This window comes from Microbispora bryophytorum (genome assembly GCF_006874465.1).
Taxonomy (GTDB): Bacteria; Actinomycetota; Actinomycetes; order Streptosporangiales; family Streptosporangiaceae; genus Microbispora; species Microbispora bryophytorum.
Window position 1 is genome coordinate 41355 of record NZ_VIRL01000013.1, and the last position, 24704, is coordinate 66058.

The following is a 24704-nucleotide window of genomic DNA, read 5'->3' on the forward strand; positions in this document are numbered from 1 at the left end:
GTCAGCCGGTCGCGACCGGCCTTCCGGGGTCGGCGACCCAGTTGGACCACGAGCCGGCGTACAGGGCGGCCGACAGCCCGGCGATCTCCAGCGCGAGCACCTCGTGGGCGGCCGTGACCCCCGATCCGCAGTACGCGCCGACGGGCAGGCCCTCGACCGCCCCGAGGCTGTTGAAGCGCTCGCGGAGGAACTCCCTGTTGTGGAATCGCCCGCCGGGCTCGACGTTCCCGGTGGTGGGGGCGCTGACCGCGCCCGGGATGTGCCCGGCGACCGGGTCGATGGGCTCCACCTCACCCCGGTAGCGCTCGGCCGCCCTGGCGTCGAGCAGCACGCCGTCGGACGCCAGCGCGGCGGCCTGATCGGCGTCGAGTACCGGCATCCCTCCCGGCCGCGCGGTGAAGTCGCCCGGCGGGACGGGGCTCTCGTCCTTGGCCAGCGGCAACCCCGCCCGGGTCCAGGCCCGCAGCCCGCCGTCGAGCACACGCACGTCGCCGTGGCCGAAGTAACGCAGCGTCCACCAGGCCCTGGCCGCCGCCGTCGAGTCGGCCTCGTCGTAGACGACCACCGGCCGGCCGTCGGACACCCCGAGGCGGCGCATCGCCTCCTGGAACGCCTCCGGCGCGGGCAGCGGGTGCCGTCCGGCGGGCCCGGCCGGGGCGGCGAGATCGGTGTTCAGGTCGCAGAAGACCGCGCCGGGGATGTGGCCCTCGCGGTACGCCTCGACGCCGGGCGGCCCGCCCAGTCGCCAGCGGACGTCGAGAATCGCGGCGTCGCCGATCGCGGCGAGCTCCTCAGAAGTGATCAGCGGGCTCATGCCATCCCCTCGCCTCGGACCCCTGTCGGACGGTGCCCAGCCATTGTGTCAAGCCGGCGGAGCTCCCCGCGCCTCAGGACGCGGTCGTGGCGAGCAGGTCGAGGATCTCGGCGGTGGCGCCGGTTTCGCCGAGGCGCGGGAAGGTCTTCTCGACGCTGTGGCGATGGGCCTCGGGATCGAGGTCGGTCATGGCGTCGGTCGCCAGGGTGACGTGGTAGCCGTGCTCGTGGGCGGCGCGGGCGGTGGACTCGACCCCGATGCTCGTGGCCACCCCGGTCACCACGATCTGGGTGACGCCGCGGCGACGCAGGTGCAGGTCGAGGTCGGTGCCGTAGAAGGCCGACCAGTTGCGCTTGGTGACGACGATGTCCCCGGGACGTCCGGCCAGCTCGTCGGCGATCTCGTCCCAGCCGTCGGGCCAGGCGCGCCCGGCACGCGACAGCTCGGTCCGTCCGGGAACGGCGTCGGAGCCGTCGGCCGCGGCGGTGACGCGGACGAGGACGACCGGCAGGTCGCGCGCGCGGAAGGCCTCGGCCAGCCGCACCGTCCGGGCGAGCACGTCCCCGGTGGAGTAGGGGCTGCCGGGGGCGGCGAGCACGCCCTTCTGCAGGTCGACGACCACGAGTGCGGTCCTGGGGTCGAGCGTGGTCACGGGCATGGCGATCTCCCTTTCTGATGTGCGGACAGGGGGTGGTCAGGTGGTGGGGACCCGGCCGACGCGGCGAAGCGACCGGTCGATGAGGACGCCGGCCAGCAGCAGCACCGAGACGCCCAGCAGGAGCAGGCTCAGGTGGTGCAGCCCGAACGTGGTGGCGCCGTGCCGGTAGAACGTCGCGTCGGCGGCCGAGGCGCCCAGCGCGCCGAGATAGCCGAAGGTGCGCAGCAGCCCGGCGGAGGAACCCATGCGGGCCGGGTCGGCCTGCGCGTACAGCGCGTTCTGGTTGGCCAGCCCGTTGAGGCCCTGCGCGACGCCGACGAACGCGCCGATCAGCGCCAGCAGCCACATCGGGCTGCCGGAGCCGGCCGCCGACAGCACGGCGCAGCCGGCGATCTGCGCCGCGGCGCCGACGACGAGCTTGCCGCGCACCTCGGCGCGGCGGCCGGTGAGGGCGGTCACGGCGATGGCCATCGCCGACATGGGCAGGAGCAGCAGCCCGGCGGCCGAGGGGGTGAGCGACCGGCTGTCCTGCAGCCACTGCGGGAACCCGTACATGAAGGCGTAGGAGGTCGTGTAGGCCAGCCACTGCCTGCCGTACGTGGCGAGCAACGGCAGATTGCCGCCCAGCACCCGCAGGTCGAGGAACGGCTGCGCCACCCGCAGTTCCCGTACGGCGAAGCAGGTCCCGGCGACGGCGGTGACCACCAGCAGCCACCAGAGCCCCCAGGCCGGGTTCATCAGGAACGTCATGAACGCCGTGAGCGTGCCGGCGAACAACGCCATGCCGATCACGTCCAGCCCCCCGCCGGGCCGGACGGCCGCAGTGGAGGTCGCGGCGCGGCGGGGCAGTCGCCGCACCCCGAGGACGAGGCAGGCGGCCGAGAGCGGCACGTTGACGGCGAAGATGAGATGCCAGCCGCCCGCTCCGATGAGCAGGCCGCCCAGGGTCGGCCCGATGACCGCGATGACCTGGTTGGAGATCGACAGCGCCGCCAGGATGCCGCTGGGACTTCGCATGCCGGTGCGGTCGGCCTCGGCCCGCAGCAGGAACATCGAGGCGGGGTAGGCGGCGGAGGTGCCGATCCCGAGCAGGACCCGGGACACGATCAGGACGCCTAGGCTGGGCGCCAGCACGCCCAGCAGACCGGCGACGCCGACCAGCGTCGTGCCGGTCAGGTACAGCGGCCGCGGGCCGAAGGTGTCGACCAGCCGTCCGATGACCGGCTGCCCGACCGCGGTGGCCAGGTACAGCCCCGTCACCAGCCACGCGGTGTGCGCGGGCGAGGCGTGGAACCAGCGGCCGATCGGCACGAGTGCCACCGCCAGCATCGAGGAGTTGATCGGGTTCAGGATCGAGCCCAGGATCATCGGGGCGATCAGCCGGCGGTCGAAGCCGCCGGCCTCCGATCGGCGCCCGGCCCGGGAGGCGGCCGGAACCCGCGTCACGCCCGGACCCTGATCACGACTGGGCCACGGCGTCCAGCAGCGCCATCGCCTCGGTGATCGTGCGCAGCTGCGCTTCGGTGCAGTGTTCCTGCAGCGCCCGTGCCAGCCATGCCTCGCGCGCCCTCCGGTCGTCGAGGCGGCGCTCGCGCCCCGGCTCGGTCAGCGTGACGAGCTGACGCCGGCCGTCCTCGGGATCGCGGTGGCGTTCCACCAGCCCGGCCCGTTCCAGTGCCTGGACGATCGCCGCCATGGACTGCGGCCTGACCCGCTCGGCCGCGGCCAGCTCACTGGCCGACGCCGGGCCGTGCTTGGCCAGCCGCACCAGCACGGAGGCCTGGCCGGAGCTGAGGTCTCCCTCCGCGTCCAGCTCTCTCAGCCTGCGGACGAGCCTGCTGACCGCCACCCAGGTGTCGCCGGCCGCCTGCGCCGCCGCCTCCGAGACGGCATCGCTCATGGCACACCTCCCCAAAAAAGACAGCTCAGACTGTACACCTGGAACTGAGCAGTTCGAGCTGCCGGTCAGCGGGCATGCCTGTCGGCGACGCGATCTCAGGAAAGTGCCGGCGACGGACCCAAGCGGTGCCGGCGACGAGTCCGAGCGAGCGTCAGCGGCGGATCTCCACCAGCGGGACGTTCTGCTCGGCGGGGGTCAGCGAGCCGTGGTAGCCGATCATCGAGGACTCCACCGGCTCCCCGGCCGAGGCCACGATCACGCACTCGCCGTACGGCACGGCCACCACGTCGCCGACGCGGCCGAGCCACTCGCGGCGGACGCTACGGCCGAACCAGCCCGCGGAGACGGCCTCCTCGCGCGTGACCACCCAGGCCCGCCCGCGCAGGGCCTCCCGCCAGGTCTCCAGCACCGCGGAAGCCGCGCCGGGAGAGGTGTAGACGTGGCGGGCGCGGGGCTCGCCGCCCAGCATGAGCACGCCCTCCCGCAGGTCGGGGCGGCGGTCCACGTCCACCTTGTCGACGGCGTTGATCATGCCGTGGTCGGCCGTGACGTACAGGACCGCACCCGGCGGCAGCGCCCCGGCGATGCGCTCGGCCATGCGGTCGACCACGGCGAGCTGTTCGAGCCACTCGCCGCCGCCCCACCCGCTGAAGTGCCCCACGCGGTCGATGTCGCCGTAGTAGACGGTGACGAACGTGGCCTCGCGCAGCGCCTGCCGCACGGCCTCGACCCGCTCGCCGGGGCTCTCCGCCGCCCGGTAGCGCATGCCCCGGTAGACGGCGCGGGTCAGTCCCGTGCCGTCGAACGCGGCGGGCGCCACGTAGACCGGCTCGACCCCCGCCGCCGCCATGCGTTCGTAGACGGTCGGCGCGGGCTGCCACACATCCGGGTCGATCGACAGGCCGGGGGCGGTCCAGCGCAGGCAGTTGAACAGCCGCCCCTCCCCCGGGACGGCCATCTGGATGCCGACCATGCCGTGCTCCCCGGGAGGGGCGCCGGTGCCCAGGGTGGCCAGGCTGGTGGGGGTCGAGGAGGGGAAGCCGGCCGTGAGCGTCCCCCGGACGTGGGCCGACAGGAACGGCGCGGCGCCGGGGTGCGCGGCCAGGAGCTCGGCTCCGAGGCCGTCCACGAGGAACAGGCACACCCGCGGGGCCGGTTCCAGCGCCAGCGTGTTGTCGCCCGGCAACCCAAGAGAGGCGAGCATCGAGCCCGGCAGGTCGGCCAGCGAGGCCGTGCCGTACGCGGGCACGTACGGCACGGGCACGGCGGCCGGCGACGCCCCGGGCGGCTCCCCGGGCAGAGCCTCCGAGGGCTGGGGATCGATCACGTCACCTCCCGGCGGTTCGATGGGGACGGTCAGGCCGTCGCCGCCTTGGCCGTGGCCTCCGACAGCGCCTTCGCGAACGCCAGCACGTGGGTGACGGCCTCGGGACCGTCGGCCGCCTCGCTGACCCGCAGGGACAGGTCGTCGGCCGTGATCGCGCCGGTGTAGCCGTGATCGGCCTCGCAGTTCTCGTCGCCGCAGGTCGCCGGTTCGAGATCGACATGGGAGATCGCGCCCCACCCGATCGTCAGTGTGACCTCCGTCGGGGGGACGCCCGGCGCGTACGCCGCGGGGTCGGGCACGACCCTGGTCACGGCGACCGACTGGATGCGGCTGAGTCTCACCGCCTCGGTGGTCGTGGAGGCGTGGGAGGCGGGCATGCCCTCGGCGGGCGGGTGCTCGTCGGTGTGGCAGACCAGCAGCCGGGTTGGCGAAAGAACCAGGACCGTGACGTGCCTGCGCACCTCCATCGCCGGGTCGAACGTGGCCTCGTGATGCACGACGTACGCAGTGACCGGCTCGTTGCCGAGCGCGGAGTCGACGGCGTCGGCCACCAGATCCGGGTAGTAGCCGCTGCGATCTATGGCCTCGCGCAAGCCCGCGGCGGAGACTCGGGTTTCCCTCATGGGTCCATCCTGCCCTGTAAGGGACACCTGTTTCACACCCCGACGGGACGGGTTTTCCGCCCACGGCGTGATGCCGGGCCGATCAGCTCCGGTGGCGCCCATCAGCTCAAGCGGCCCGATCAGCTCAGGCGGCGGGGCCCGACGTCGGGACGCAGCGCGGTGACGGGCCGCAGGACGGCCCGCGCGCCCAGCACGGCCACTCCCGACGCGCTCACCAGGACCTGGTCGAGTTCCATCCTGGCGACCTCGGGCAGGGCGTCTGCCAGCAGCCCCACCCGCACCAGCAGTTCCTCCAGCGCCTCCACGGCCACCGCCTGGTAGCCGTACTCCCCGAAAAGCAGCGGCGCGGCGCGGACCGACCGCACCAGCTCCGCCGCGTCCTCGGCGGTGAGCGGTGCGAGGCGGTAGGCCTGGTCGCCGAGCAGCCGGGCGGTCACCTCGCCGAGGCCGAACGTGACGACCCCGCCGAAGTAGCGGTCCTGGGTCACGCCGACGACGGTGGGCACCGAGGGCTGCGGCGCCATCCGCTGCACCGCGAGCGGCGTGGCGGGCCCGTGAAGCGCGGCGAGGTCGGCGTACGCCTGCCGGACCCCGGCGGGCTCGGTGAGGCCGACGCGGACGGTGCCGGCGCGACGGGCGTCCTCCGGGTCGGCCGACTTGACCACCACGGGCCAGCCGATCCGCTCGGCCGCGGCGACGGCCTCCCCGGCGCCGGCGGCGAGGTGCGCCGGCCACACCTCGATGCCGTAGCAGGCCAGCAGCGCGGTCGCGTCGATCTCCCGCTCCTCGCCGGCCGCCCCCTCGCCTGCCACCTCACCGGCCGCCGCCCCTTCACCACGCAGGGCGGCGGCGACGATCTCCCGCGCCGCGGCGGTGTCGATCCCCTCGACGGACGGGACCGTGCCCGGCGGCTGCCTGCGCCAGTGGGCGTACCGCACGACGTGGGCCAGCGCGCGGACCGCCTCCTCGGGTGCGGGGTACGACGGGATCGACCCGCGCTGAGGGGAGTCGTCGCCGGGGCCGCCCCCCACGCGCAGGTCGGCCGGCATGCCCAGCGCGCCCTGGAAGGTGGCCAGCACCGGCTTGCCCGACTCCCTGGCGACCTCCAGCAACGCCTCGGCCACCTCACGGCAGTCGCCGGGGATCGGCGGCATGTAGATCGCGACAACGGCGTCCACCTCGGGCAGAACGCCCCGCAGGGCCTCGGCGAACTCGGCCGCGCCGGCGGGGGCGCCGAGGTTCACCGGGGGGCTCGGCTGCAGGCCGGCGCCGGCGCACGCCTCCTCCGCGAGCAGCGTGAGCGCGTCGGAGTTGCCGACCACGCCCACCCGCGGCCCGGCCGGCAGCGGCTGGTGCGCCAGGAGCTGGGCGACGTCGAAAAGCTGGACCAGGTCGTCCACCCGGATGACCCCGGCCTGGGCGAACAGCGAGCTCAGCGCGGTGTCGGGCAGCGCGAGCACGGGCGCGCGGTGCCCGCCCGGGACGCCCCGCGACTTGACCACCACGATCGGCTTGGACCGCGAGATCCGCCGGGCCAGCCGGGTGAACTTGCGCGGGTTCCCGATGGACTCCAGGTAGAGCAGGATCACGTCGGTCGCCGGGTCCTCCTCCCAGTATTGGAGGAGATCGTTGCCGGACACGTCGGCCCGGTTGCCGGCCGAGACGAACGTCGAGATGCCCATGCCGCGCTGCGCCACCCGCTGCAGCAGCGCCGTGCCGAGCGCGCCCGACTGGCTGAAGAACCCGACCCTCCCCCGCCCCGGCAGGGTCGCCGCGAGCGTCGCGTTGAGCCGTACGGCGGGATCGGTGTTGGCGATGCCCAGGCAGTTGGGCCCCACCACCCGCATGCCGTACGCCCGGGCGATGCGGACCAGCTCCTCCTGGCGGGCCCGGCCCTCCTGCCCGGTCTCGCCGAACCCGGAGGAGACCACGACCAGGCCCTTCACCCCCTTCTCCGCGCACTCCACGACCAGATCGAGCACGCCCTCGGCGGGGACCGCCAGCACGGCGAGGTCCACCTCGCCGTCGATGGCCGACACGCTGCGGTAGGCCCGCACGCCGGCCACGGCCCGTACGTGCCGGTGGACGGGGTAGACGGGGCCGGTGAAGTCGGCGGCGAGCAGGTTGCGCAGGACCGTCTGGCCGATGCCGCCCGGCTCGCGGCTCGCGCCGATGACCGCGACCGACTCCGGCGTCAGCAGGCGGGCGATCGAGCGCGCCTCGGCGCGGTGCTCGCGGGCGAGCCGGACCTCCAGCGCGGTCTCGGTGCTGGACAGGTCGAGCGTCATGCGCACGACGCCGTCCTCGAACTGGCTCTGCGCCGTGTATCCGGCCTGGCGGAACAGGCCCGTCATCCGGTGGTTGCCCGGCAGCACGTCGGCGATGAAGGTCTTGATCCCGCGCTCGCGCGCGGCGGCCCGCAGGTGCTCCATCAGCACCGCGGCCACACCCCTGCCCTGGTGGGCGTCCTCGACCAGGAAGGCCACCTCGGCGTGGTGGCGTGGCTGCACCCGGTCGTACCGTACGACCGCGACCATCTCGGTGCCGATCGTGGCGATGAGGGCGACCCGGTTGTCGTAGTCGACGTTGGTGAACCAGACCACGTCCTTGTCGGTCAGGCGCGGCCGTGGCCCGAAGTACCGGAAGTAGATGGACTCCGCGGACAGGCGCGAGTAGAACGAGCGCAGCATGCCGGCGTCGTCCGGCCTGATCGGGCGGACGTGCGCCGTGCCGCCGTCGGACAGCACGACGTCCGCCTCCCAGTGGGCGGGGTACTGAGGGTGCACACAATCGAGGCTAGCGGTGTCCGGCTTGGCCCGTATTGAGAGATTTCTTATAACTGGAGGACCCGCGTCCCAGATCCGCTTATAGGGGATCTACCAGCCCTGACGTGGCAAGTTGGGCAACGCTTGTGCATCGACTGTGCCCGTCTGTCCGCTCTCCACCCCACGACGCCCCTGGAAACTGTTAGGTTTCTGGACGTCAGCCTCACAGCACGGAGAGGACGCCGCCCCTCCTTGGGATTGGCTCACCTCCACAAGCAGTTGGCAAGGTGGTGACAGCATGACGCGGGTCGTCGTGGTGGGCGATCTCATGACGGACGCGGTCGCCCGCGCTCGGTTCCCTCTTGCCAGAGCGAGCGACACCCCGGCCATCGTGACCATGCACGGTGGCGGCTCCGGCGCCAACATCGCCTCCTGGCTCGCCGTCGAGGGCTCGGAGGTCGCCTTCATCGGCCGCCGAGGCGCCGACATCACGGGCCGCAACCGCGACATGGAGCTCATGGGATACGGCGTGGACGCCCGGCTCGTCATGGACCCCGAGCGGCCGACCGGCACCTGCGTCGTGCTCGTCACCCACAAGGGCGAGCGGACCATGCTGTCCGACCCCGGCGCCAACGCCGCGCTGTCGCCCGAGGACCTGCCGCGCGACCTGTTCAGCTCCGGCGGCCACGTGCACATGTCGGGCTACACGCTGATCAACGATGGATCGCGCGACGCCGGCCTCGCCGCGCTCGACATGGCCAGGCGCGCCGGCATGTCGATCTCCGTGGACTGCGCCTCCTCCGCCCCGCTGGAGCGGACCGGCGCCGAGCCGTTCCTCGAATGGACCGACGGCGCGAAGCTGCTGTTCGCCAACGCCGACCAGGCCAAGGTGCTGACCGGCAGGGACGACGCCGCGGCGGCGGCCAAGGTGCTGACCGCCTGGTTCCCTCAGGTCGTCATCAAGCTCAACGCCGAGGGCTCGCTCTGGTACTCCAACAACCGTCCCGACCCGGTCCGGTCGCCCGGCGAGGTCGTCGACCGGGTGGTGGACGGCACCGGCGCCGGTGACGCCTTCACCGCCGGTTTCCTGCCCGTGTGGCTGGACGGCAAGCCGGCCGCCGAGGCGCTGGCGGCGGGCAACGCCCTCGCCGCCAAGTGCATCTCCAATCTCGGCGCCCGCCCGCGTCTCTGAGCCGGGCATTCTGAACGACCCGCTCAGAACAACCCGGCTCAGAACAAGGCGGCTCAGAACAACCTGACTCAGAACACCGCGGCTCAGAACACCGCGGCTCAGAACAACGCGGCTCAGCGGACACGGCTCACGACAACCCTGTTCAGCGCGACCGGGCTCAGCGGGCACGGTTCCCTTGGGCACTGTTCAGTTGAGCACGGTTCAGTTGCGCACGGTTCAGTTGAGTGCACGGTTCAGTTGAGTGCACTGTTCAGTTGGGCACGGTGCAAGTGGGCGCTGTTCAGCGCAAGACCGGCGCGTGCGCGACCGGCTGCTCGGGCCGCAGGCGCAGCAGCGGCACGAAGGCCAGCAGGAGCAGCGCGGCTCCCAGCGGAATCAGGTCCTTGCTCACGAGCGGAAGCACGGCCTGCACAAGCACCAGCGCCGCGCTCCACCACGGCACCCGCCGCCCCACGGCGAGCCGGGCCACCAGCGCGACCATGCCGACGTAGAACAGCAACGGCACGACGGTGTACACGACCGGCTCGACCCACGGGATCGCCTTGACGGCCTCGAAGCGCGGCCCCATCGCGCCATGGTCGGCGGACAGGAAGCCGACCACGATGTCGATCGTGAACTGCGCGGCCAGCGCCAGCGCCCCGGCGAGGCCGGCGGCGTACCCCGCCGTGGCCGTCACGCCGCCGCCGGCCATCGTCCGGAGCCGCCCGAAGATCCGCACGAAGAGGACCAACGCGGCCAGAAAAAACAGGTGTCCCACAGTCCAGGCCAGACCGGGCCCCCGGCTGCCGTCGAATCCGTCCATGATCCGAGCGACGCCGTACGCGCCGACCAGGACCGGAGCCGCAACAAGTGATCTCATGGCGACGAGTCTGCCGATCACGCGCGGTCCCGGGATGGGGTGATTACCCTGGCCTCACCCTGACCCGTCCCCGAGCCGGGCCTCAGCTCGCCGCCCCCACGTGTCAGGGGCGCCCGCGTGTCAGGGGCGCCCGCGTGCCAGAAGCGCGCGTGCCAGAAGCGCGCGTGCCAGAAGCGCGCATGTCGGAGGCGCCGTGTGCCGGGGGCGCCGGTCCGCCGCGGGGCCGGGCGGGGGAGGCGGTCAGCTGGTGACGGCCAGGGCCAGGGGCAGCACGGCGGGCGCCCCGGCGTGCCGGACCTGGGCGGCGGCCAGCGCCATCGTCCACCCGCTGTCCACCCGGTCGTCCACCAGCAGCACCGGCCCGCCCGCCGCCGCGATCCTCTCGGCGACGTCACGCGGCGTCGCGAGCGTCCCCCGGATGGCCGTCACCCGCTGGGCGCTGTTGTGCCTGGCGGCGGGCGATCCGTCGCGGTAGCCGAGGGCCCCGAGATACTCCAGCCGGCCGACCTGGGCGAGCCGCTCGGCGAGCGAGCCGACCAGCGCCGGCCGTGTGCCCGACGGCACCGCGACCACGGCGACCGGCCGCCGCTCCCACCCCCAGGTCTTCAGCACCTCGACCACGGCCGCGAACACGTCGTCGGGGACCGGCCCGTCGCCCGCCGCGAACAGGTCGCGCAGCCGGGTGCCCCAGCCGATGTCGGTCAGGCGGCCGAGCGCGCGGCCCGGCTCGGCGGACAGCTCCGCCCTGATCCGCCCCTTCAGGTCCGGCAGGCCGGTGGGCCACTGGCGGCGCGGCTCGATCTCGACGCCGGGACGCGCGAGCCGCTGCCGCGCGGCCTGGACGGCCTCGTCCGGCACCTCGGCGGAACGGTGAGCGCCGGTGCAGTTGTCACACCGGCCACACGGCGTCGCCGAATCGTCGTCGAGGTGGCGGCGCAGGTACTGCTCCCGGCACTCGGTGGTCGTGATGTAGCCGAGCATCGCCTCCTGCTCCGCCCGGCGCTCCGCGGCAACCCGGGCGTAACGCTCGGTGTCGTAGCTCCACGGCTCGCCGGTGGCCTCCCAGCCGCCCTTGACCCGGCGTACGGCGCCGTCCACGTCGAGCACCTTGAGCATCATCTCCAGCCGGCTCCGGCTGAGGTCGACTCTCGTCTCCAGTGCGGCGGTGGACAGCACTCCCCCCTCGGACAGCGCCTCCAGCGTCGTCCTGACCACGCCCTCCGGCGGGAAGGCGAGCGAGGCGAAGTAGGCCCAGATCTCCCGGTCCTCGGAGCCGGGCAGCAGAATGACCTCGGCCCGCTCCACGCCACGTCCGGCGCGGCCCACCTGCTGGTAGTACGCCACGGGCGAGGCGGGCGCGCCCACGTGGACGACGAAGCCCAGGTCGGGCTTGTCGAAGCCCATCCCCAGCGCGGAGGTCGCCACCAGGGCCTTGACCCGGTTGCCCAGCAGGTCCTCCTCGGCCGCCAGCCGGTCGGCCGGCTCGGTCTGCCCGGTGTACGCGACGACGGTGTGGCCCTGCTCGCGCAGGTAAGCGGCGATCTCCTGCGCCGCCGCGACGGTCAGCGTGTAGACGATGCCGGAGCCCGGCAGCTCGTGCAGCGTCCTGGCCAGCCAGGCGAGCCGCTGGTCCGCGCCGCCCAGCCGTGCGACGCTCAGATGAAGGCTGTCGCGCTCCAGCGGTCCTCGCAGGACGAACACCTCCCCGCCGGGCAGTTCGTCCCACTCCTGCGTGACGGCGAGCTGCTCGGCGACGTCGCGGGTGACCCGGGCGTTCGCCGTGGCGGTCGTGGCCAGCACGGGGATGCCCGGCGGCAGCTCGGCCAGCAAGGTGCGGAGCCGGCGGTAGTCGGGCCGGAAGTCATGACCCCAGTCGGAGATGCAGTGGGCCTCGTCGATCACGAGAAGACCCGCGCTGCCGGCCAGCTCGGGCAGCACGTTGTCGCGGAAGTCGGGATTGTTCAGCCGCTCGGGACTGACCAGCAGCACGTCGACCGCGCCCTCGGCGACCTGGCCGTAGACCTTCTCCCACACCTCGGGGTTGGCCGAGTTGATCGTCTCGGCGTGGATGCCGGCCCGCTCGGCCGCGGCGATCTGGTTGCGCATCAGCGCCAGGAGCGGGGAGACGATGACCGTGGGCCCCTCACCGAGCTCGCGCAGCAGCGCGGTCGCGATGAAGTAGACGGCCGACTTCCCCCAGCCGGTGCGCTGCACCACCAGCGCCCGCCTGCGGTCCATGACCAGGGCTTTGATGGCGGCCCACTGGTCGTCGCGCAGCCGGGCGTGATCGCCGGCGAGCGCCCTCAGCCGGGCCTCGGCCTCTTCCCGCAGCGTCACCTCTTCTTCACTCACCCGCCCATTGCTACCAGGTCCGGCCGACCGTTTCCGCCGCGACCGGGAGAGGCGGGCGGGAAACTAGCCGCGGTCTACGGGCGCGCCGCTTCCGGCGCCCTCGTCCCCGAAGCACAGGGGCAACCGCAGGCCGAGCTGCGCGTAGATCTCGAGCTGGTCGTAGTAGAAGCGCTGACTCTGGATGAGGCCGTCCTCCAGATGCCAGAACCAGGAGACGCGCACGTTGATGCCCCGGCCGGTCGGGGCGAGGATGTCGCCCCCGGCGACCAGGTAGGGCCCGGTGTGCGTGCCCGCCGCCGTCATCTCCGTCGCGACCGCGTCCGCGAGGGTGATCGTCTCCCAGAGGGTGAAGCGCAGATCGGGAAAGCCGTCCCACATCTGCAGCATGTAGGAAGCGATCTCCCCGTGCTCCCCCGCCTCCATCTCCGGTCCGATCACCACCGCGCCCGGCGCGTAGCACCGCAACACCGCGTCCAGATCGTGCGCGTTCATCGCAATGAGCATCCGGTTCACGATGTCGTACACCCCGGAAGCACCTCCCTTTCCCGGGAGGAGAGTACCGAAGAGCGACTTTGATCGGACAAATAGGTCATACATACCGATTCGCCTCACCGGTGGCGCCGATGGAAGCGCGCGCGTGGTGAGGCGCCGGCGGCCACGGCCGGACCGACCCGGACGGGCGTCGTGGTTGGATGAATTCCGCTATGAACGTGACCACCTGGTATCTCGAACAGATCAGCCCCGCCGACCTGCGTCCGGGACGGCCGCCCGCGCTCCCCGCGCAGGTCGTCCGCGCCGAGGTTCCCACCCCGGAGTTCAGCCGTTTCCTCTACACCGCGGTGGGCGGCGACTGGCAGTGGACCAACCGGCTGCCGTGGACCTGGAAGCAGTGGAGGGACTGGCTCGACCGGCCGGGCGTCGAGACCTGGGTGGCCTGGGTGCGCGGCACCCCAGCCGGATATGCCGAACTGGTGGCCCAGGACGGTGGCACGGTCGAGATCGTCAACTTCGGCCTGCTGCCGTACGCGATCGGGCAGGGTCTCGGCGGGTGGCTGCTGGGCGAGGCCGCGGCCCGCGCCTGGGACCTCGCCGAGCGCTGGCCCGGGCGGGAGGCCACCCGGCGGGTCTGGGTGCACACCTGCTCCCTCGACGGGCCGGCCGCGCTCGCCAACTACAAGGCCCGGGGCTTCCGGCTCTACGACGAGAAGCTGAACGCGCCCGGTGACGAGGACGAGGGCGAGACGCCCGGCCCCTGGCCCGGCGCCGGCCCCCGCGACTGACCGTCCCGGCGCCGCAGGGGCTGTCCCGCCGGGGAAGCCGGAACCGCGGGCGCGGGCCCGGCAGTATGGTAGTGAGTCGCGAACGGGGTGAACTCTCGGCAGAATGTTCGATGTCCACCACCGATGTCCACCACTGATGCCCACCGGCTGACGTTCACCACCGACGTTCACCACCACGTTCGCCCTCCCCGGTCCCGACGGCCGGGGTCCGGCTCCTCGACACGCAGGAAACCACGACATGGCCCGACGCACGACGACACCCCCGCCGGACGAGGACTTCGAGGAGCGGATCGTCGACATCGACGTGTCCGCGGAGATGCGGACGAGCTTCCTTGAGTACGCCTACTCGGTGATCTACCAGCGCGCGCTGCCCGACGCGCGCGACGGACTCAAGCCCGTCCAGCGCCGCATCCTCTACTCCATGAGCGAGATGGGCCTGCGGCCCGACCGCGGGCACGTCAAGTCCTCCCGCGTCGTCGGCGAGGTGATGGGCAAGCTCCACCCGCACGGCGACTCCGCCATCTACGATGCGCTCGTGCGGCTCGCACAGCCGTTCTCGATGCGCCTGCCGTTGGTGGACGGGCACGGCAACTTCGGCTCTCCCGACGACCTGCCCGCCGCGATGCGGTACACCGAGGCCCGCCTCGCCCCCGCCGCCATGCTCATGGTGCAGTCGATCGACGAGGACACCGTCGACTTCAAGCCCAACTACGACGGCCAGGAGACCGAGCCGTCGGTCGTGCCGTCGGCGTTCCCCAACCTGCTGGTCAACGGCGCCTCCGGCATCGCGGTCGGCATGGCCACCAACATGGCCCCCCACAACCTCGGCGAGGTCATCGCGGCGGCCCGCTACCTGATCAGGAAGCCGGACGCGACGCTCGACGAGCTCATGCGCTTCGTCCCGGGCCCCGACCTGCCGACGGGCGGCACGATCATCGGCCTGAGCGGCGTCAGGGACGCGTACGAGACCGGCCGCGGCACCTTCAAGATGCGGGCCAAGGTGACGATCGACCAGGTCACACCGCGCCGCAAGGGCATCGTCGTCACCGAGCTGCCGTTCAACGTGGGCCCCGAGCGGGTGATCACCAAGATAAAAGAGCTGGTGAACGCGAAGAGGCTCACCGGCATCGCCGATCTCAAGGACCTGACCGACCGGCACAAGGGCCTGCGTCTGGTCATCGAGGTCAAGAACGGCTTCAACCCGGAGGCCGTGCTGGAGGAGCTCTACCGGCTGACGCCGATGGAGGAGACCTTCGGCATCAACAACGTCGCACTCGTCGACGGCCAGCCGCGCACGCTCGGCCTGCGCGAGCTGCTGTCGGTCTACGTGGACCACCGGCTCGACGTCGTGCGCAGGCGGTCGCGCTTCCGGCTGCGCAAGCGCGAGGAACGGCTCCATCTCGTCGACGGCCTCATCATCGCGCTGCTCAACATCGACCAGGTCATCCAGGTGATTCGCGGCTCCGACGACTCGGCGCAGGCCCGCGCGCGGCTCAGGGAGACCTTCGAGCTGAGCGAGACCCAGGCGAACTACATCCTCGACACCCCGCTGCGCCGCCTCACCCGCTACGACAAGCTGGAGCTCGACCGGGAGAAGGAGCAGCTCCAGGCCGACATCGCCGAGCTGAACGAGATCCTCGGCTCGGAGGACCGGCTGCGCAAGGTCGTGTCGTCCGAGCTTGCCGAGGTGGCCAAGACGTACGGCACGCCGCGCCGCACGGTCCTGCTCGAATCGTCGGAGGCGGCCAGGGCCGCCGTCGTGCCGCTGGAGGTGCCCGACGATCCCTGCCTGGTGCTGATGTCGTCCACCGGCCTGCTCGCCCGTACGACCGACGCCTCGCCGATCTCCGGCGAGGGTGATCGCGTGGCGCACGACGTGCTGGTCTCCGTGGTCCGCTCGACCGTACGCGGCGAGGTGGGCGTGGTGACGTCGATGGGCCGGATGATCCGGGTCTCGGTGCTCGACCTGCCCGCCCTGCCGCCCTCGGCCAACCCGCCCTCGCTCGCGGGCGGGCATCCGGTGTCGGAGTACGTCGCCCTCGAACCGGACGAGAGGGTCGCCGGGCTGGGCTCACTCGACCCGGACGGGCCGGGGCTCGCGATCGGCACCAGCCAGGGCGTGGTCAAGCGGGTCGTGCCCGAATATCCCGTCAACCGCGACGAGTTCGAGGTGATCGGGCTGCGGGACGGCGACGTGGTGGTCGGCGCCGTCGAGCTGACCTCCGTCGACCACGACCTCGTGTTCATCACCAGCGACGCGCAACTCCTGCGTTTCCCCGCCTCCGTCGTACGGCCGCAGGGACGTCCGGCGGGCGGCATGGCCGGCGTGCGCCTCGACGGCGACGCGAAGGTGGTCTTCTTCGGTGTGGTCGATCCCATGCGGGAGGCGCGTGTGGTGACGATCGCCGGCTCCTCCACCGCACTGCCCGGCACCCAGATGGGTGCGGGCAAGGTCTCCGACTACGCCGACTTCCCGCCGAAGGGGCGGGCGACCGGCGGCGTGCGCGCCCAGCGCTTCCTGAAGGGCGAGGACGTCCTGCTGCACGCCTACGCCGGCCCCGCGCCGGTCAAGGCGGTCTCCTCGACCGGCAAGCCGGTGCCACTGCCCGAGGAGCTCGGCCGCCGCGACGGCTCGGGGGTGCGCCTCGTGCACGCCCTCGCCGCGATCGGCGGCGCGCTCGGCGCGGACGGCGACGAGGAGGCGGGCGCGACGGAGGGCGGCATGGCCACCACGGGCGACACCGGAGGCGAAGAGCCACCCATGTGACACCCGGCGGCGAGAGCCGCCCAAGCCACGCGGGCGTCGAAGAGCCACCTCCTTCGAAACAGGCGGCGCGGAGCCGGACTCACAGCTCCGCGCCGCCCGCCTGCCCCCGTGGCGTTCAGGTGGCGGCGGGGCCCTCGTGGGATGAGGGGCGGTACGCCTGGGGCGTGATCCCAACGACCCGCTTGAACCGCTCCCTGAACGCGGTCGGCGACCCGAAACCGGCCTGTACGGCGATGCGCTCGATGCCGTGGCCGGTGTTCTCCAGCAGATACTGCGCCCGCCGGACCCGGGCCCGCAGCAGCCACTGCAGCGGCGTGGTGCCGGTCTGCTGACGGAAGCGCCTGCTGAACGTCCGCTCGCTCATTTCGCCACGGCGAGCAGCCTCGGCGTGCTGCGCGACGCGTGGGTGATCGCGTCCGTCCTGCTCAGCGCCGCCGCCGCCGAACTGGGGTCCCTGGCGGTCCTCCTGGCCAATCTGGCCACCGTGCACCTGCCGCCCGTCTCCTCGCTCGTCGGCCCCCTGCACGGCTGCGCGTACCTGGTCGTCGTCGTGGCCGCCGCCGGCTCCGTGGGCTGAGGCGTCAGCTCTCAGTGACCAGACAGAACGGGTGCCCGGCCGGGTCGAGGAAGACCGTCCAGTCGCGTCCCTCGTCGGGCTGGTGCTCGTGCCTGACGGCTCCCAGGGCGAGCACCTGGTTCTCCGCCTCGGCCATGTCGCCCACGGTCAGGTCGAGGTGGAACTGCTGCGGGTGTTCGGCGGACGGCCAGACCGGGGGCACGTATTCGGCGACCCGCTGGAAGGCGAGGCGAGTCCGGTCGTCGCCGGCGAGCGTGACCCAGTCCTCCTCCTCATCGGCGACCTTCCAGCCGAGCAGCCCGGCGTAGAAGTCCGCCAGAGCCTTCGGCTCCGGACAGTCGAGCACGACCGAATGCAGGCGCGCGACACCGCTCATGGTGACCTCTCTCCGTTCAGGTTCAACACCAGTGAAGACCCTATACCGGTGTTACATGTGATGCCACCCGCCGGGAGTGCACAAAAGCCAGCCCCCCGCGATGACCTCCTGGAGGGCATCGGGCAACATCTGTAACATGACCGGAGCTTTCGACGATCTGCTGGACGCCAACGAGAAGTACGCGAGCACGTTCACCCACTCCGGCCTCAGTGGCCGGGCGGCGCGTGGGCTCGCGGTGGTGACGTGCATGGACTCCCGCATCGACCCGCTCGGGCTGCTCGGCCTGACGGCGGGCGACGCGAAGATCCTGCGCAACGCGGGGGCGCGGGTGACGGACGACGTCCTGCGGACCCTCGTCCTCGCCGTCTACCTGCTCGGCGTCGACCGCGTGCTGGTGATGCCGCACACCGACTGCCGGATGTCCAAGTCGACCGACGAGGACGTGCACAACCTCATCGCCGCCGATTACGGCGTCGACACCCGCAGCCTCGAATTCCAGACCGTGCCCGACCAGCGCGCCGCGCTGCGGCACGACATCACCCGCATCACCTCCAGCCCCTACCTGCCCGACGACCTCGTCGTGGGCGGCGCGCTGTACGACGTGCACACGGGACGGCTCCAGTCCGTCGAGCTGTGACCCCACCCCCGTACGGCAGGCCGTCCGGTCTGCCGTACGGGGCCGGGCGGGGCGCCTTCTCCGGCCGCCGGAAATCCCGGAACCGGGGCACCCGGCTGCTACGTTGTCGTGCCGAGGACAACGCGATCTTTTCCCCGGCACCACAACCGGTCCCGAGGCGCCCCCCAAGGAGCCCGCATGCCCAGCCGCACCCCCTCCGCCTCCGGCGGCACCTCACGCCGCTCCTTCCGCGGCATCGCCATCCTGGTGATCCTGGCGCTCATCGTCGCCGGGGCGCCCACCCTGCTCGGCGCGTTCAGCGGGTTCGAACGCACCAGCGGCGGCGAGGTGGCGGTCGTCCGCGACGGCGGCCCGCTCGACGACAACAAGGTCCGGCAGGTGATCGACTCCGGTTCCGGCGTGACCTGGATCGGCTGGTGGTCCCAGATACACCGCTACCCCGCCCAGCAGCGGTTCTACACGATCACCTCCGACGCCGGACACGGCGAGAGGTCCGGTGTCGACGTGGTCAACGTGCCGAGCGGCGACGGCGTCAACATGGGCATCGAGGGCACGCTCTACTTCGGCCTCAACCTCGACCACCAGACGCTGAAGTCGTTCGACGACAAGTTCGGCACGCGCAAGTTCCGCAGCACCAACGGCGGGACCTACTACCCCTGGGAGGGCGACGAGGGCTGGTCCGCCTTCCTCGACCAGATCGTCCGGCCGGTGATCGACAACGACCTGCGCACCCAGATCAACAACTTCCGGTGCGCGCAACTGGTCTCCTCCTGCGCGCTCGTGCAGAACAACAGCGCCGGCCAGCAGACCGGGGGCGTGCCGCAGCAGGGCAACAACGCCAACATCGCCAAGATCCAGGGCGCGGTGAACACGAGCCTGGCCGAGGACCTCAAGTCGACCCTCGGCGCCGACTATCTCACCGGCATCCACTTCAACCTTTCGCGGGTCACCCTGCCCAGCGAGGTCCAGGAGGCGGTCAACCAGGCGCAGGCCGCGTTCGCGAAGGTCACAGAGGCGCAGGCGAAGGTCGCCCAGGCGCGCGCGGAGGCGGACGCCAACAAGGCCCGGCAGGACGGCTACACCAAGTGCCCCACGTGCGCGGAGATCGAGAAGCTCAAGGCACTGCCCCAGGGCATCACGGTGTACGCGCCGGGCAATACTGGAGGCGTCGCTCTGCCCACCAAGTAGGGAGCCGGGACCCCCGATGCGCCTGCTCGCCCTTCCGGTGACGCTCATCGTCATCGCTGTGCTCGTGTATCTGCTCGTGACGCTCACTCGCGCCGGGAAACCGGCGGCCCGGCGCGAGGCGGCCGGCTCGCCCCGCTGGGAGGCCGGCACGGTCATGGAGAACGGGTGGACCATGATCGTCGTACGCAAGGTCGCGCCCGGCCCCAACGGGCCGTTGGAGCTGACCAGGCAGACGGTCAGGTCCATCCGCGACGACGATCCGGACTGGGACGAACGCTACCGGGAGGGCATGCTTGAGGCCCGCAACCGGGTCAGCACCCTGGAGATCGAGTCCGGCTGACCGAGACGACTCCTCCCCACCGCTCGGTGAGCAGCTCCCGCATCCAGGCGACGTCCTCAGCGGTGAGCGGCCGCACGGTCGCATGGCTCTTCCGGTCGTGATCGAGAGATGCCGTGGGATCCATGGTCACAGATGACCGTCCGGCACCTTCGAATCACAGGTAGTCATTATTCCTATTGACTTGGTAGGGATAAGCGGCAAGGGTGAGACCAGCGACTCACGCGACCAGAAGGGACACCTCATGAGCGTCACCGACGAACTGCTCACCAATGCCGAGCGGTACGCCGCGGGCTTCGAGAAGGGACACCTGCCGCTGCCCCCGGCGCGCGGGGTGGCCGTCCTCGCCTGCATGGACGCCCGGCTGAACGTGTATGGTCTGCTCGGGCTGACCGAGGGCGACGCTCACGTCATCCGCAACGCCGGCGGCGTGGTGACCGCGGACGAGCGGCGCAGCCTCGCCATCAGCCAGCGTCTGCTCGGCACGCGGGAGATCATCCTCATCCACCACACGGACTGCGGCATGCTGACCTTCACCGACGACGACTTCCGCCGGGGCATCGAGGCCGAGGTCGGGATCAAGCCCGACTGGGCCGCCGAGGCGTTCTCCGACCTCGACGCGGACGTCATCCAGTCGATCAACAGGATCACGGCCGACCCGTTCATCCCCCACAAGGACTCGGTGCGGGGGTTCGTCTACGAGGTCGAGACCGGGCGGCTGCGCGAGGTCAAGCCCTGACGCGGCCTGCGCCCGTCACACGCCACGTAGCCCGGAAAAGTCGGAAAACCACCGCCTGATCGGGGCGAGGACCAACGGCCCGCGACGCTGAGCTCGGGACGCCGAACTCGCGACGCCGAGCTCAAGACCGCCGAGCCGGTGCGCGGCCGGCACCGGTCAGGCGTCGATGTGGTCGCGGTCCACCTCGGCGGCGCTGCCGATGATGAACTCGCGGCGCGGACCCACGTCGCTGCCCATGAGGAGGTTGAAGATGTGCTCGGCATCCTCCACGTCCTCGATCCGCACGCGGCGCAGGACACGGTGACGGGGGTCCATGGTCGTCTCGGCGAGCTGGTCGGCGTCCATCTCACCAAGACCCTTGTAACGCTGCACGGGGTCCTTCCAGCGCTTGCCGCGCCGCTCCAGGTCACGCATGACCTTGTGCAGCTCGGCGTCGCTGTAGGTGTAGATGTACTTGTCCTGGCCACGCCCGGGATTGGTGACCTCGATGCGGTGCAGCGGCGGCACCGCGGCGAACACCCGCCCGGCCTCGACCATCGGCTTCATGTAGCGGTGGAAGAGAGTGAGCAGCAGGCAGCGGATGTGCGCGCCGTCCACATCCGCGTCGGCCATCAGGATGATCTTGCCGTAGCGGGCCGACTCGATGTCGAACGAGCGGCCGGACCCGGCGCCGACCACCTGGATGATCGCCGCGCACTCGGCGTTCTTGAGCATGTCGGCGACCGACGCCTTCTGCACGTTCAGGATCTTGCCCCGGATCGGCAGCAGAGCCTGGAACTCCGAGTCGCGGGCGAGCTTGGCCGTGCCCAGGGCGGAGTCGCCCTCGACGATGAACAGCTCGCTGCGGTCGACGTCGTCGCTGCGGCAGTCGACCAGCTTGGCGGGCAGCGCCGAGTTCTCCAGGGCGGACTTGCGCCGCTGGTTGTCCCGGTGCTCCCGGGCGGCGATGCGGGCCTTGGCCGCGGCGACGACCTTCTCCAGCACCGCGCGCAGCTGCTGCTTCTGCCCCCGCTTGGGGGTGGCGAACAGCGCCTTGAGCTCACGGGCGACCACGTGGGCGACGATGCGGCTGGCCGCGGAGGTGCCGAGCACCTCCTTGGTCTGTCCCTCGAACTGCGGCTCGGGCACCCGCACGGTGACGACCGCGGTCAGCCCTTCGAGGATGTCCTCCTTGGTCACCGGCTCGTCGCCGTTCTTCAGCAGCCGGGTCTCCCTGAGCTGCTCGTTGACCGTGCGGACCACCGCCCGCTCGAAGCCCGCGACGTGGGTGCCGCCCTTCGGCGTGGCGATCACGTTCACGAACGAGCGTACGGTCGTCTCGTAGCCCTTCCCCCAGCGGATCGCGACGTCGACGGTGAGCTCCCGCTCGACTTCGGTCGGCGTCATGTGCCCCTGCTCGTCGAGCACGGGGACCGTCTCGTGGAAGTGGCCCTCCCCCTGCAGCCGCAGCACGTCGCACACGGCCTCGTCCCGGGAGAGGAACTCGGTGAACTCGCTGATGCCGCCGTCGAAGCGGAACGTCTCCTCGACCGGCTCCTCGCCGCGGACGTCGCGCACCACGAGCGTGAGCCCTGGCACCAGGAAGGCCGTCTGGCGCAGCCGCACGTGGATCTCGTCGAGCGAGACCTCCGCCTCGGGCAGGAAGATCTGCCGGTCGGCCCAGAAGCGCACGCGGGTGCCGGTGGTGTTGCGCGGGGCCGGGCCGCCGTCGCGCAGGCCGGACTTCTTGCGGAACTTGGCGGCCGGGCCGTCGCCGTCGAACACGCCGGGCACGCCCCGGCGGAAGCTGATCTGGTGGACCTTGCCGTCGCGGTCGACCTCAACGTCGACGCGGGAGGACAGCGCGTTGACCACCGAGGCGCCGACACCGTGCAGACCGCCGGAGGCGCCGTAGGAGCCGCCGCCGAACTTGCCGCCCGCGTGGAGCTTCGTGTAGACGAGCTCGATGCCGGCCAGGCCGCTCTTGGGCTCGATGTCGACGGGAATGCCGCGCCCGTTGTCACGCACCTCGATCGAGCCGTCCGCGTGCAGCTCGACCTCGATCCGGGTGCAGTAGCCTCCGAGCGCCTCGTCGACCGCGTTGTCCACGATCTCCCACAGGCAGTGCATGAGCCCGCGCGTGTCCGTGGAGCCGATGTACATCCCCGGGCGCTTGCGGACGGCCTCCAGGCCTTCCAGCACAGAGAGATGACGGGCGGTGTATCCCGTCTCCGCGCGAACCGCAGTCACACCCAACTCCTACTTATCAATCGAACACGCGTACGCAGCTTAACGCCACCTAATGTTTGTACGCGCACCAGCTTGCCAGGCGCAGCACAATGACTGGCACTTTCAATGTGATCCCCGTCACTTTCCCGATCATTCTGCTCTCGGCGTAGTCGGAGCATGATTGGGAAGGCCCGTATCCGGTTAGATGTTGTGCCAAGTGACTGACGCCAACGTCCCCACAGCGTGGGGCGACCCGAAAGGCGATACGTGACTGGAGCTCTCGCCCCCATCAAGCCGCTGACGGCCCTGGACCGGTGCGACCGGTGCGGTGCTCAGGCCTACATCCGCGCGACCCTGCCCGTGGGTGGGGAGTTGCTGTTCTGCGCCCACCATGGGCGTCAGCACGTGACTGTGCTGCGCGACAAAGGTGCTGAGATCCAGGACGAGTCGGCCCGACTCAGTGAATCCCCCGCGTCCGCCCCTGAAGGCGAGCGCTGACCCTATAGACGGCGTGCCGGAGCGTCAGACGATGATGTCGGCTCCGCGCGCCGTCGCCATATAAGCCGCCGGCACACGCCATCGGCACGAGCCGCCGGCACAAGCCGTTGACCCGGGTGTCGGCCCGGGCCGCCCGCTTGGCGCGACCGCCGTTCCCCGTTTCCCCCGGGGTCCGCGGCGGGCAGCGCCGGCGGGTCAGGACCGCACCCGGTAGTGGTAGCGGCCGGCGACGGTGAACCCCTCGCGCTCGTAGAGCGCGAGGGCACCGGTGTTGGCCTGTGTCACCACCAGATACGCATCGTCGGCGCCACACCGCCGCCCCCAGGCGAGCAGGGTGCGCAGAACGCCCGTGCCCAGCCCGCGCCGCCTGGCGTGCGGCTCGACCGCCATGCAGTAGACCCCGAGCCATCGCCCCTGCGGCACACTCCTTCCGACCGCCCCCTCGTCGAGGAGGGCGTATCCGGCGGGCACCCCGCCGAGGATGCGCTCAGCCCACGTCCGCGCCGGAACCTCCCCGGTCTCGCGGTGGCGCCCGCCGTCCACGCCCCACCAGGTGCGCAGCCACCGTTCCGACGGCCTGTCCTCCACCGCCGCACCGGCGGCGGGCTCAACACCGGTGAGCGGCCTGGTCATCACCAGAGTGGGATCCACGAGCTCGTAGCCGCGGCGGCCGAGTTCGTCGTCGAGCCCGGGCGAGGCGCCCATGCCGACCGAGAACACGCAGGGCTGTCCGATGCCCGCGTAGAAGCGCTCGGCCCGGTCGACCGCCTCCGGCAGGTCCGCGCGCTCTCCCAGCGGCAGCACCGAGTTGGCCCGCTTCGTCACGCCGCCCGCGTGCCGGTAGGTCCAGCCGCCGTCCCCGGCCCGTCCAGGCGCCGGCCATGCCGCATCGACAAGCAGGTCGAACTGCGCGATTTCCTCGTTCACCGGTTCCTCGTACCCCTCGCCACGATCGCCAGAAGGGCTAGATCCTTCCCTCGGGTTCGCCCGGAGCGTAGCCGAGCAGGTGCTCGCGGAGCAGGACGCCCACCCCCGGATCGTCCCGCTCGAACGCCTCCACGAGAGGTTCGTGGCCGGCGGCGCTCTCGTGCGGCATCCGGAACAGGCGGATCGACAGGTGCGTCCACACCTCGATGCCGAGCGACTCCCACACCGACAGCAGCACGTCGTTGCCCGAGGCTTTGACGATCTCCCGGTGGAAGGCGACGCCGTGCCGCACCTGATCGTGCAGGGCACCGGCCGCCGCCGCCTCGTGCAGACGGCCGAGGTGGGTACGCAACGCCTCCACGCGGGGCCTGCCCAGCCGGACGGCCGTCTCCTCCAGGCCCGCCCGCACCTGGTACACCTCGCGGAGATCGCTCCGGGTGAGCCTGCGGACCCGCGCGCCCTTGTTGGGCGCGGATTCGATGAGCCTGAGCGCCTCCAGCTCGCGCAGCGCCTCGCGCACCGGGGCCTGGCTGACACCCAGCTCGGCCGCCATCCGCCGCTCGACGATACGATCGCCAGGCTTCCATCGGCCGTTGCTCAGGTCGTCGAGCACGGTTTGCCGGATCTGGTCGCGAAGCGGTGATCGCACGACGGGTTCCACGGGACCGATGATAGGGCGG

Annotated in this window: 24 protein-coding genes; 9 read left to right on the plus strand and 15 right to left on the minus strand. The window is 71.7% G+C overall.

The window, feature by feature from the left end:
- Position 1 precedes the first annotated feature (1 nt).
- The 7 genes from FLX07_RS22265 to FLX07_RS22295 form a co-directional block, all read right to left on the minus strand.
- Positions 2–814, minus strand: coding sequence for a sulfurtransferase (locus tag FLX07_RS22265; protein ID WP_142572998.1), 813 nt, complete (start codon positions 812–814; stop codon positions 2–4).
- Between the two features lie 73 nt (positions 815–887).
- Positions 888–1472: an isochorismatase family protein gene (locus FLX07_RS22270; protein WP_142573000.1), complete on the minus strand. Its 585-nt coding sequence runs from the start codon at positions 1470–1472 to the stop codon at positions 888–890.
- A 36-nt stretch (positions 1473–1508) separates the two neighbouring features.
- Complete coding sequence (locus FLX07_RS22275; RefSeq protein WP_208762325.1) at positions 1509–2918, minus strand: MFS transporter; 1410 nt, start codon at positions 2916–2918, stop codon at positions 1509–1511.
- A 13-nt stretch (positions 2919–2931) separates the two neighbouring features.
- Positions 2932–3372, minus strand: a complete 441-nt coding sequence (locus tag FLX07_RS22280) for a MarR family winged helix-turn-helix transcriptional regulator (protein ID WP_142573002.1) — start codon at positions 3370–3372, stop codon at positions 2932–2934.
- 151 nt (positions 3373–3523) lie between these two features.
- Entirely contained in the window at positions 3524–4699 is a 1176-nt protein-coding gene (locus tag FLX07_RS22285) for an alkaline phosphatase family protein (RefSeq protein ID WP_373292601.1), read from the minus strand.
- 29 nt (positions 4700–4728) lie between these two features.
- On the minus strand, positions 4729–5322 hold the full coding sequence (locus FLX07_RS22290; protein ID WP_142573004.1) for a DUF5998 family protein: 594 nt from the start codon (positions 5320–5322) through the stop codon (positions 4729–4731).
- Positions 5323–5441: 119 nt separating this feature from the next.
- Positions 5442–8108, minus strand: coding sequence for a bifunctional acetate--CoA ligase family protein/GNAT family N-acetyltransferase (locus FLX07_RS22295; RefSeq protein ID WP_142573006.1), 2667 nt, complete (start codon positions 8106–8108; stop codon positions 5442–5444).
- Positions 8109–8385: 277 nt separating this feature from the next.
- Between FLX07_RS22295 and FLX07_RS22300 the strand changes: the two genes are divergently transcribed.
- Complete coding sequence (locus FLX07_RS22300; RefSeq protein ID WP_142573008.1) at positions 8386–9279, plus strand: carbohydrate kinase family protein; 894 nt, start codon at positions 8386–8388, stop codon at positions 9277–9279.
- A gap of 280 nt (positions 9280–9559) precedes the next feature.
- Here the strand turns inward: FLX07_RS22300 and FLX07_RS22305 are convergent, their stop codons facing one another.
- The 3 genes from FLX07_RS22305 to FLX07_RS22315 form a co-directional block, all read right to left on the minus strand.
- Positions 9560–10138: a hypothetical protein gene (locus FLX07_RS22305; RefSeq protein ID WP_142573010.1), complete on the minus strand. Its 579-nt coding sequence runs from the start codon at positions 10136–10138 to the stop codon at positions 9560–9562.
- A gap of 240 nt (positions 10139–10378) precedes the next feature.
- Entirely contained in the window at positions 10379–12490 is a 2112-nt protein-coding gene (locus FLX07_RS22310) for a RecQ family ATP-dependent DNA helicase (protein WP_142573011.1), read from the minus strand.
- Positions 12491–12553: 63 nt separating this feature from the next.
- On the minus strand, positions 12554–13015 hold the full coding sequence (locus FLX07_RS22315) for an ester cyclase (protein ID WP_167748356.1): 462 nt from the start codon (positions 13013–13015) through the stop codon (positions 12554–12556).
- A 179-nt stretch (positions 13016–13194) separates the two neighbouring features.
- Here FLX07_RS22315 and FLX07_RS22320 point away from each other — a divergent pair, with 179 nt between their 5' ends.
- A complete protein-coding gene (locus FLX07_RS22320) occupies positions 13195–13770 on the plus strand; it encodes a GNAT family N-acetyltransferase (RefSeq protein ID WP_142573015.1) in 576 nt (191 codons plus the stop codon).
- Between the two features lie 238 nt (positions 13771–14008).
- Positions 14009–16537 (plus strand): DNA gyrase/topoisomerase IV subunit A, encoded by a 2529-nt coding sequence (locus FLX07_RS22325; protein WP_142573017.1) that lies wholly within the window; start codon positions 14009–14011, stop codon positions 16535–16537.
- A gap of 115 nt (positions 16538–16652) precedes the next feature.
- Here FLX07_RS22325 and FLX07_RS22330 read toward each other — a convergent pair whose 3' ends face one another.
- Complete coding sequence (locus tag FLX07_RS22330) at positions 16653–16901, minus strand: helix-turn-helix domain-containing protein (RefSeq protein WP_223853603.1); 249 nt, start codon at positions 16899–16901, stop codon at positions 16653–16655.
- 24 nt (positions 16902–16925) lie between these two features.
- Here FLX07_RS22330 and FLX07_RS22335 point away from each other — a divergent pair, with 24 nt between their 5' ends.
- Complete coding sequence (locus tag FLX07_RS22335) at positions 16926–17114, plus strand: hypothetical protein (RefSeq protein WP_208762343.1); 189 nt, start codon at positions 16926–16928, stop codon at positions 17112–17114.
- A gap of 4 nt (positions 17115–17118) precedes the next feature.
- Here FLX07_RS22335 and FLX07_RS22340 read toward each other — a convergent pair whose 3' ends face one another.
- A complete protein-coding gene (locus FLX07_RS22340) occupies positions 17119–17490 on the minus strand; it encodes a VOC family protein (RefSeq protein WP_142573019.1) in 372 nt (123 codons plus the stop codon).
- A gap of 136 nt (positions 17491–17626) precedes the next feature.
- On the opposite strand from FLX07_RS22340, the gene FLX07_RS22345 reads away from it, so the two are divergent.
- The 4 genes from FLX07_RS22345 to FLX07_RS22360 all read left to right on the plus strand — a co-directional run bounded on the left by FLX07_RS22345 (position 17627) and on the right by FLX07_RS22360 (position 20391).
- On the plus strand, positions 17627–18127 hold the full coding sequence (locus tag FLX07_RS22345) for a beta-class carbonic anhydrase (RefSeq protein WP_142573021.1): 501 nt from the start codon (positions 17627–17629) through the stop codon (positions 18125–18127).
- Positions 18128–18304: 177 nt separating this feature from the next.
- On the plus strand, positions 18305–19315 hold the full coding sequence (locus FLX07_RS22350) for an SPFH domain-containing protein (RefSeq protein WP_142573023.1): 1011 nt from the start codon (positions 18305–18307) through the stop codon (positions 19313–19315).
- A 16-nt stretch (positions 19316–19331) separates the two neighbouring features.
- Positions 19332–19655, plus strand: a complete 324-nt coding sequence (locus FLX07_RS22355; protein WP_142573025.1) for a hypothetical protein — start codon at positions 19332–19334, stop codon at positions 19653–19655.
- A gap of 241 nt (positions 19656–19896) precedes the next feature.
- Complete coding sequence (locus tag FLX07_RS22360; protein WP_142573026.1) at positions 19897–20391, plus strand: beta-class carbonic anhydrase; 495 nt, start codon at positions 19897–19899, stop codon at positions 20389–20391.
- Between the two features lie 156 nt (positions 20392–20547).
- Here FLX07_RS22360 and FLX07_RS22365 read toward each other — a convergent pair whose 3' ends face one another.
- Positions 20548–22620, minus strand: a complete 2073-nt coding sequence (locus tag FLX07_RS22365) for a DNA gyrase/topoisomerase IV subunit B (RefSeq protein WP_142573028.1) — start codon at positions 22618–22620, stop codon at positions 20548–20550.
- A gap of 246 nt (positions 22621–22866) precedes the next feature.
- On the opposite strand from FLX07_RS22365, the gene FLX07_RS22370 reads away from it, so the two are divergent.
- Positions 22867–23097, plus strand: coding sequence for a DUF7455 domain-containing protein (locus tag FLX07_RS22370; RefSeq protein ID WP_142573030.1), 231 nt, complete (start codon positions 22867–22869; stop codon positions 23095–23097).
- A gap of 195 nt (positions 23098–23292) precedes the next feature.
- On the opposite strand, the gene FLX07_RS22375 is transcribed toward FLX07_RS22370, so the two are convergent.
- Both FLX07_RS22375 and FLX07_RS22380 read right to left on the minus strand, forming a co-directional pair.
- Positions 23293–24024, minus strand: a complete 732-nt coding sequence (locus tag FLX07_RS22375; RefSeq protein WP_142573032.1) for a GNAT family N-acetyltransferase — start codon at positions 24022–24024, stop codon at positions 23293–23295.
- 37 nt (positions 24025–24061) lie between these two features.
- Positions 24062–24685, minus strand: coding sequence for a GntR family transcriptional regulator (locus tag FLX07_RS22380; RefSeq protein WP_142573034.1), 624 nt, complete (start codon positions 24683–24685; stop codon positions 24062–24064).
- Positions 24686–24704: the final 19 nt, after the last annotated feature.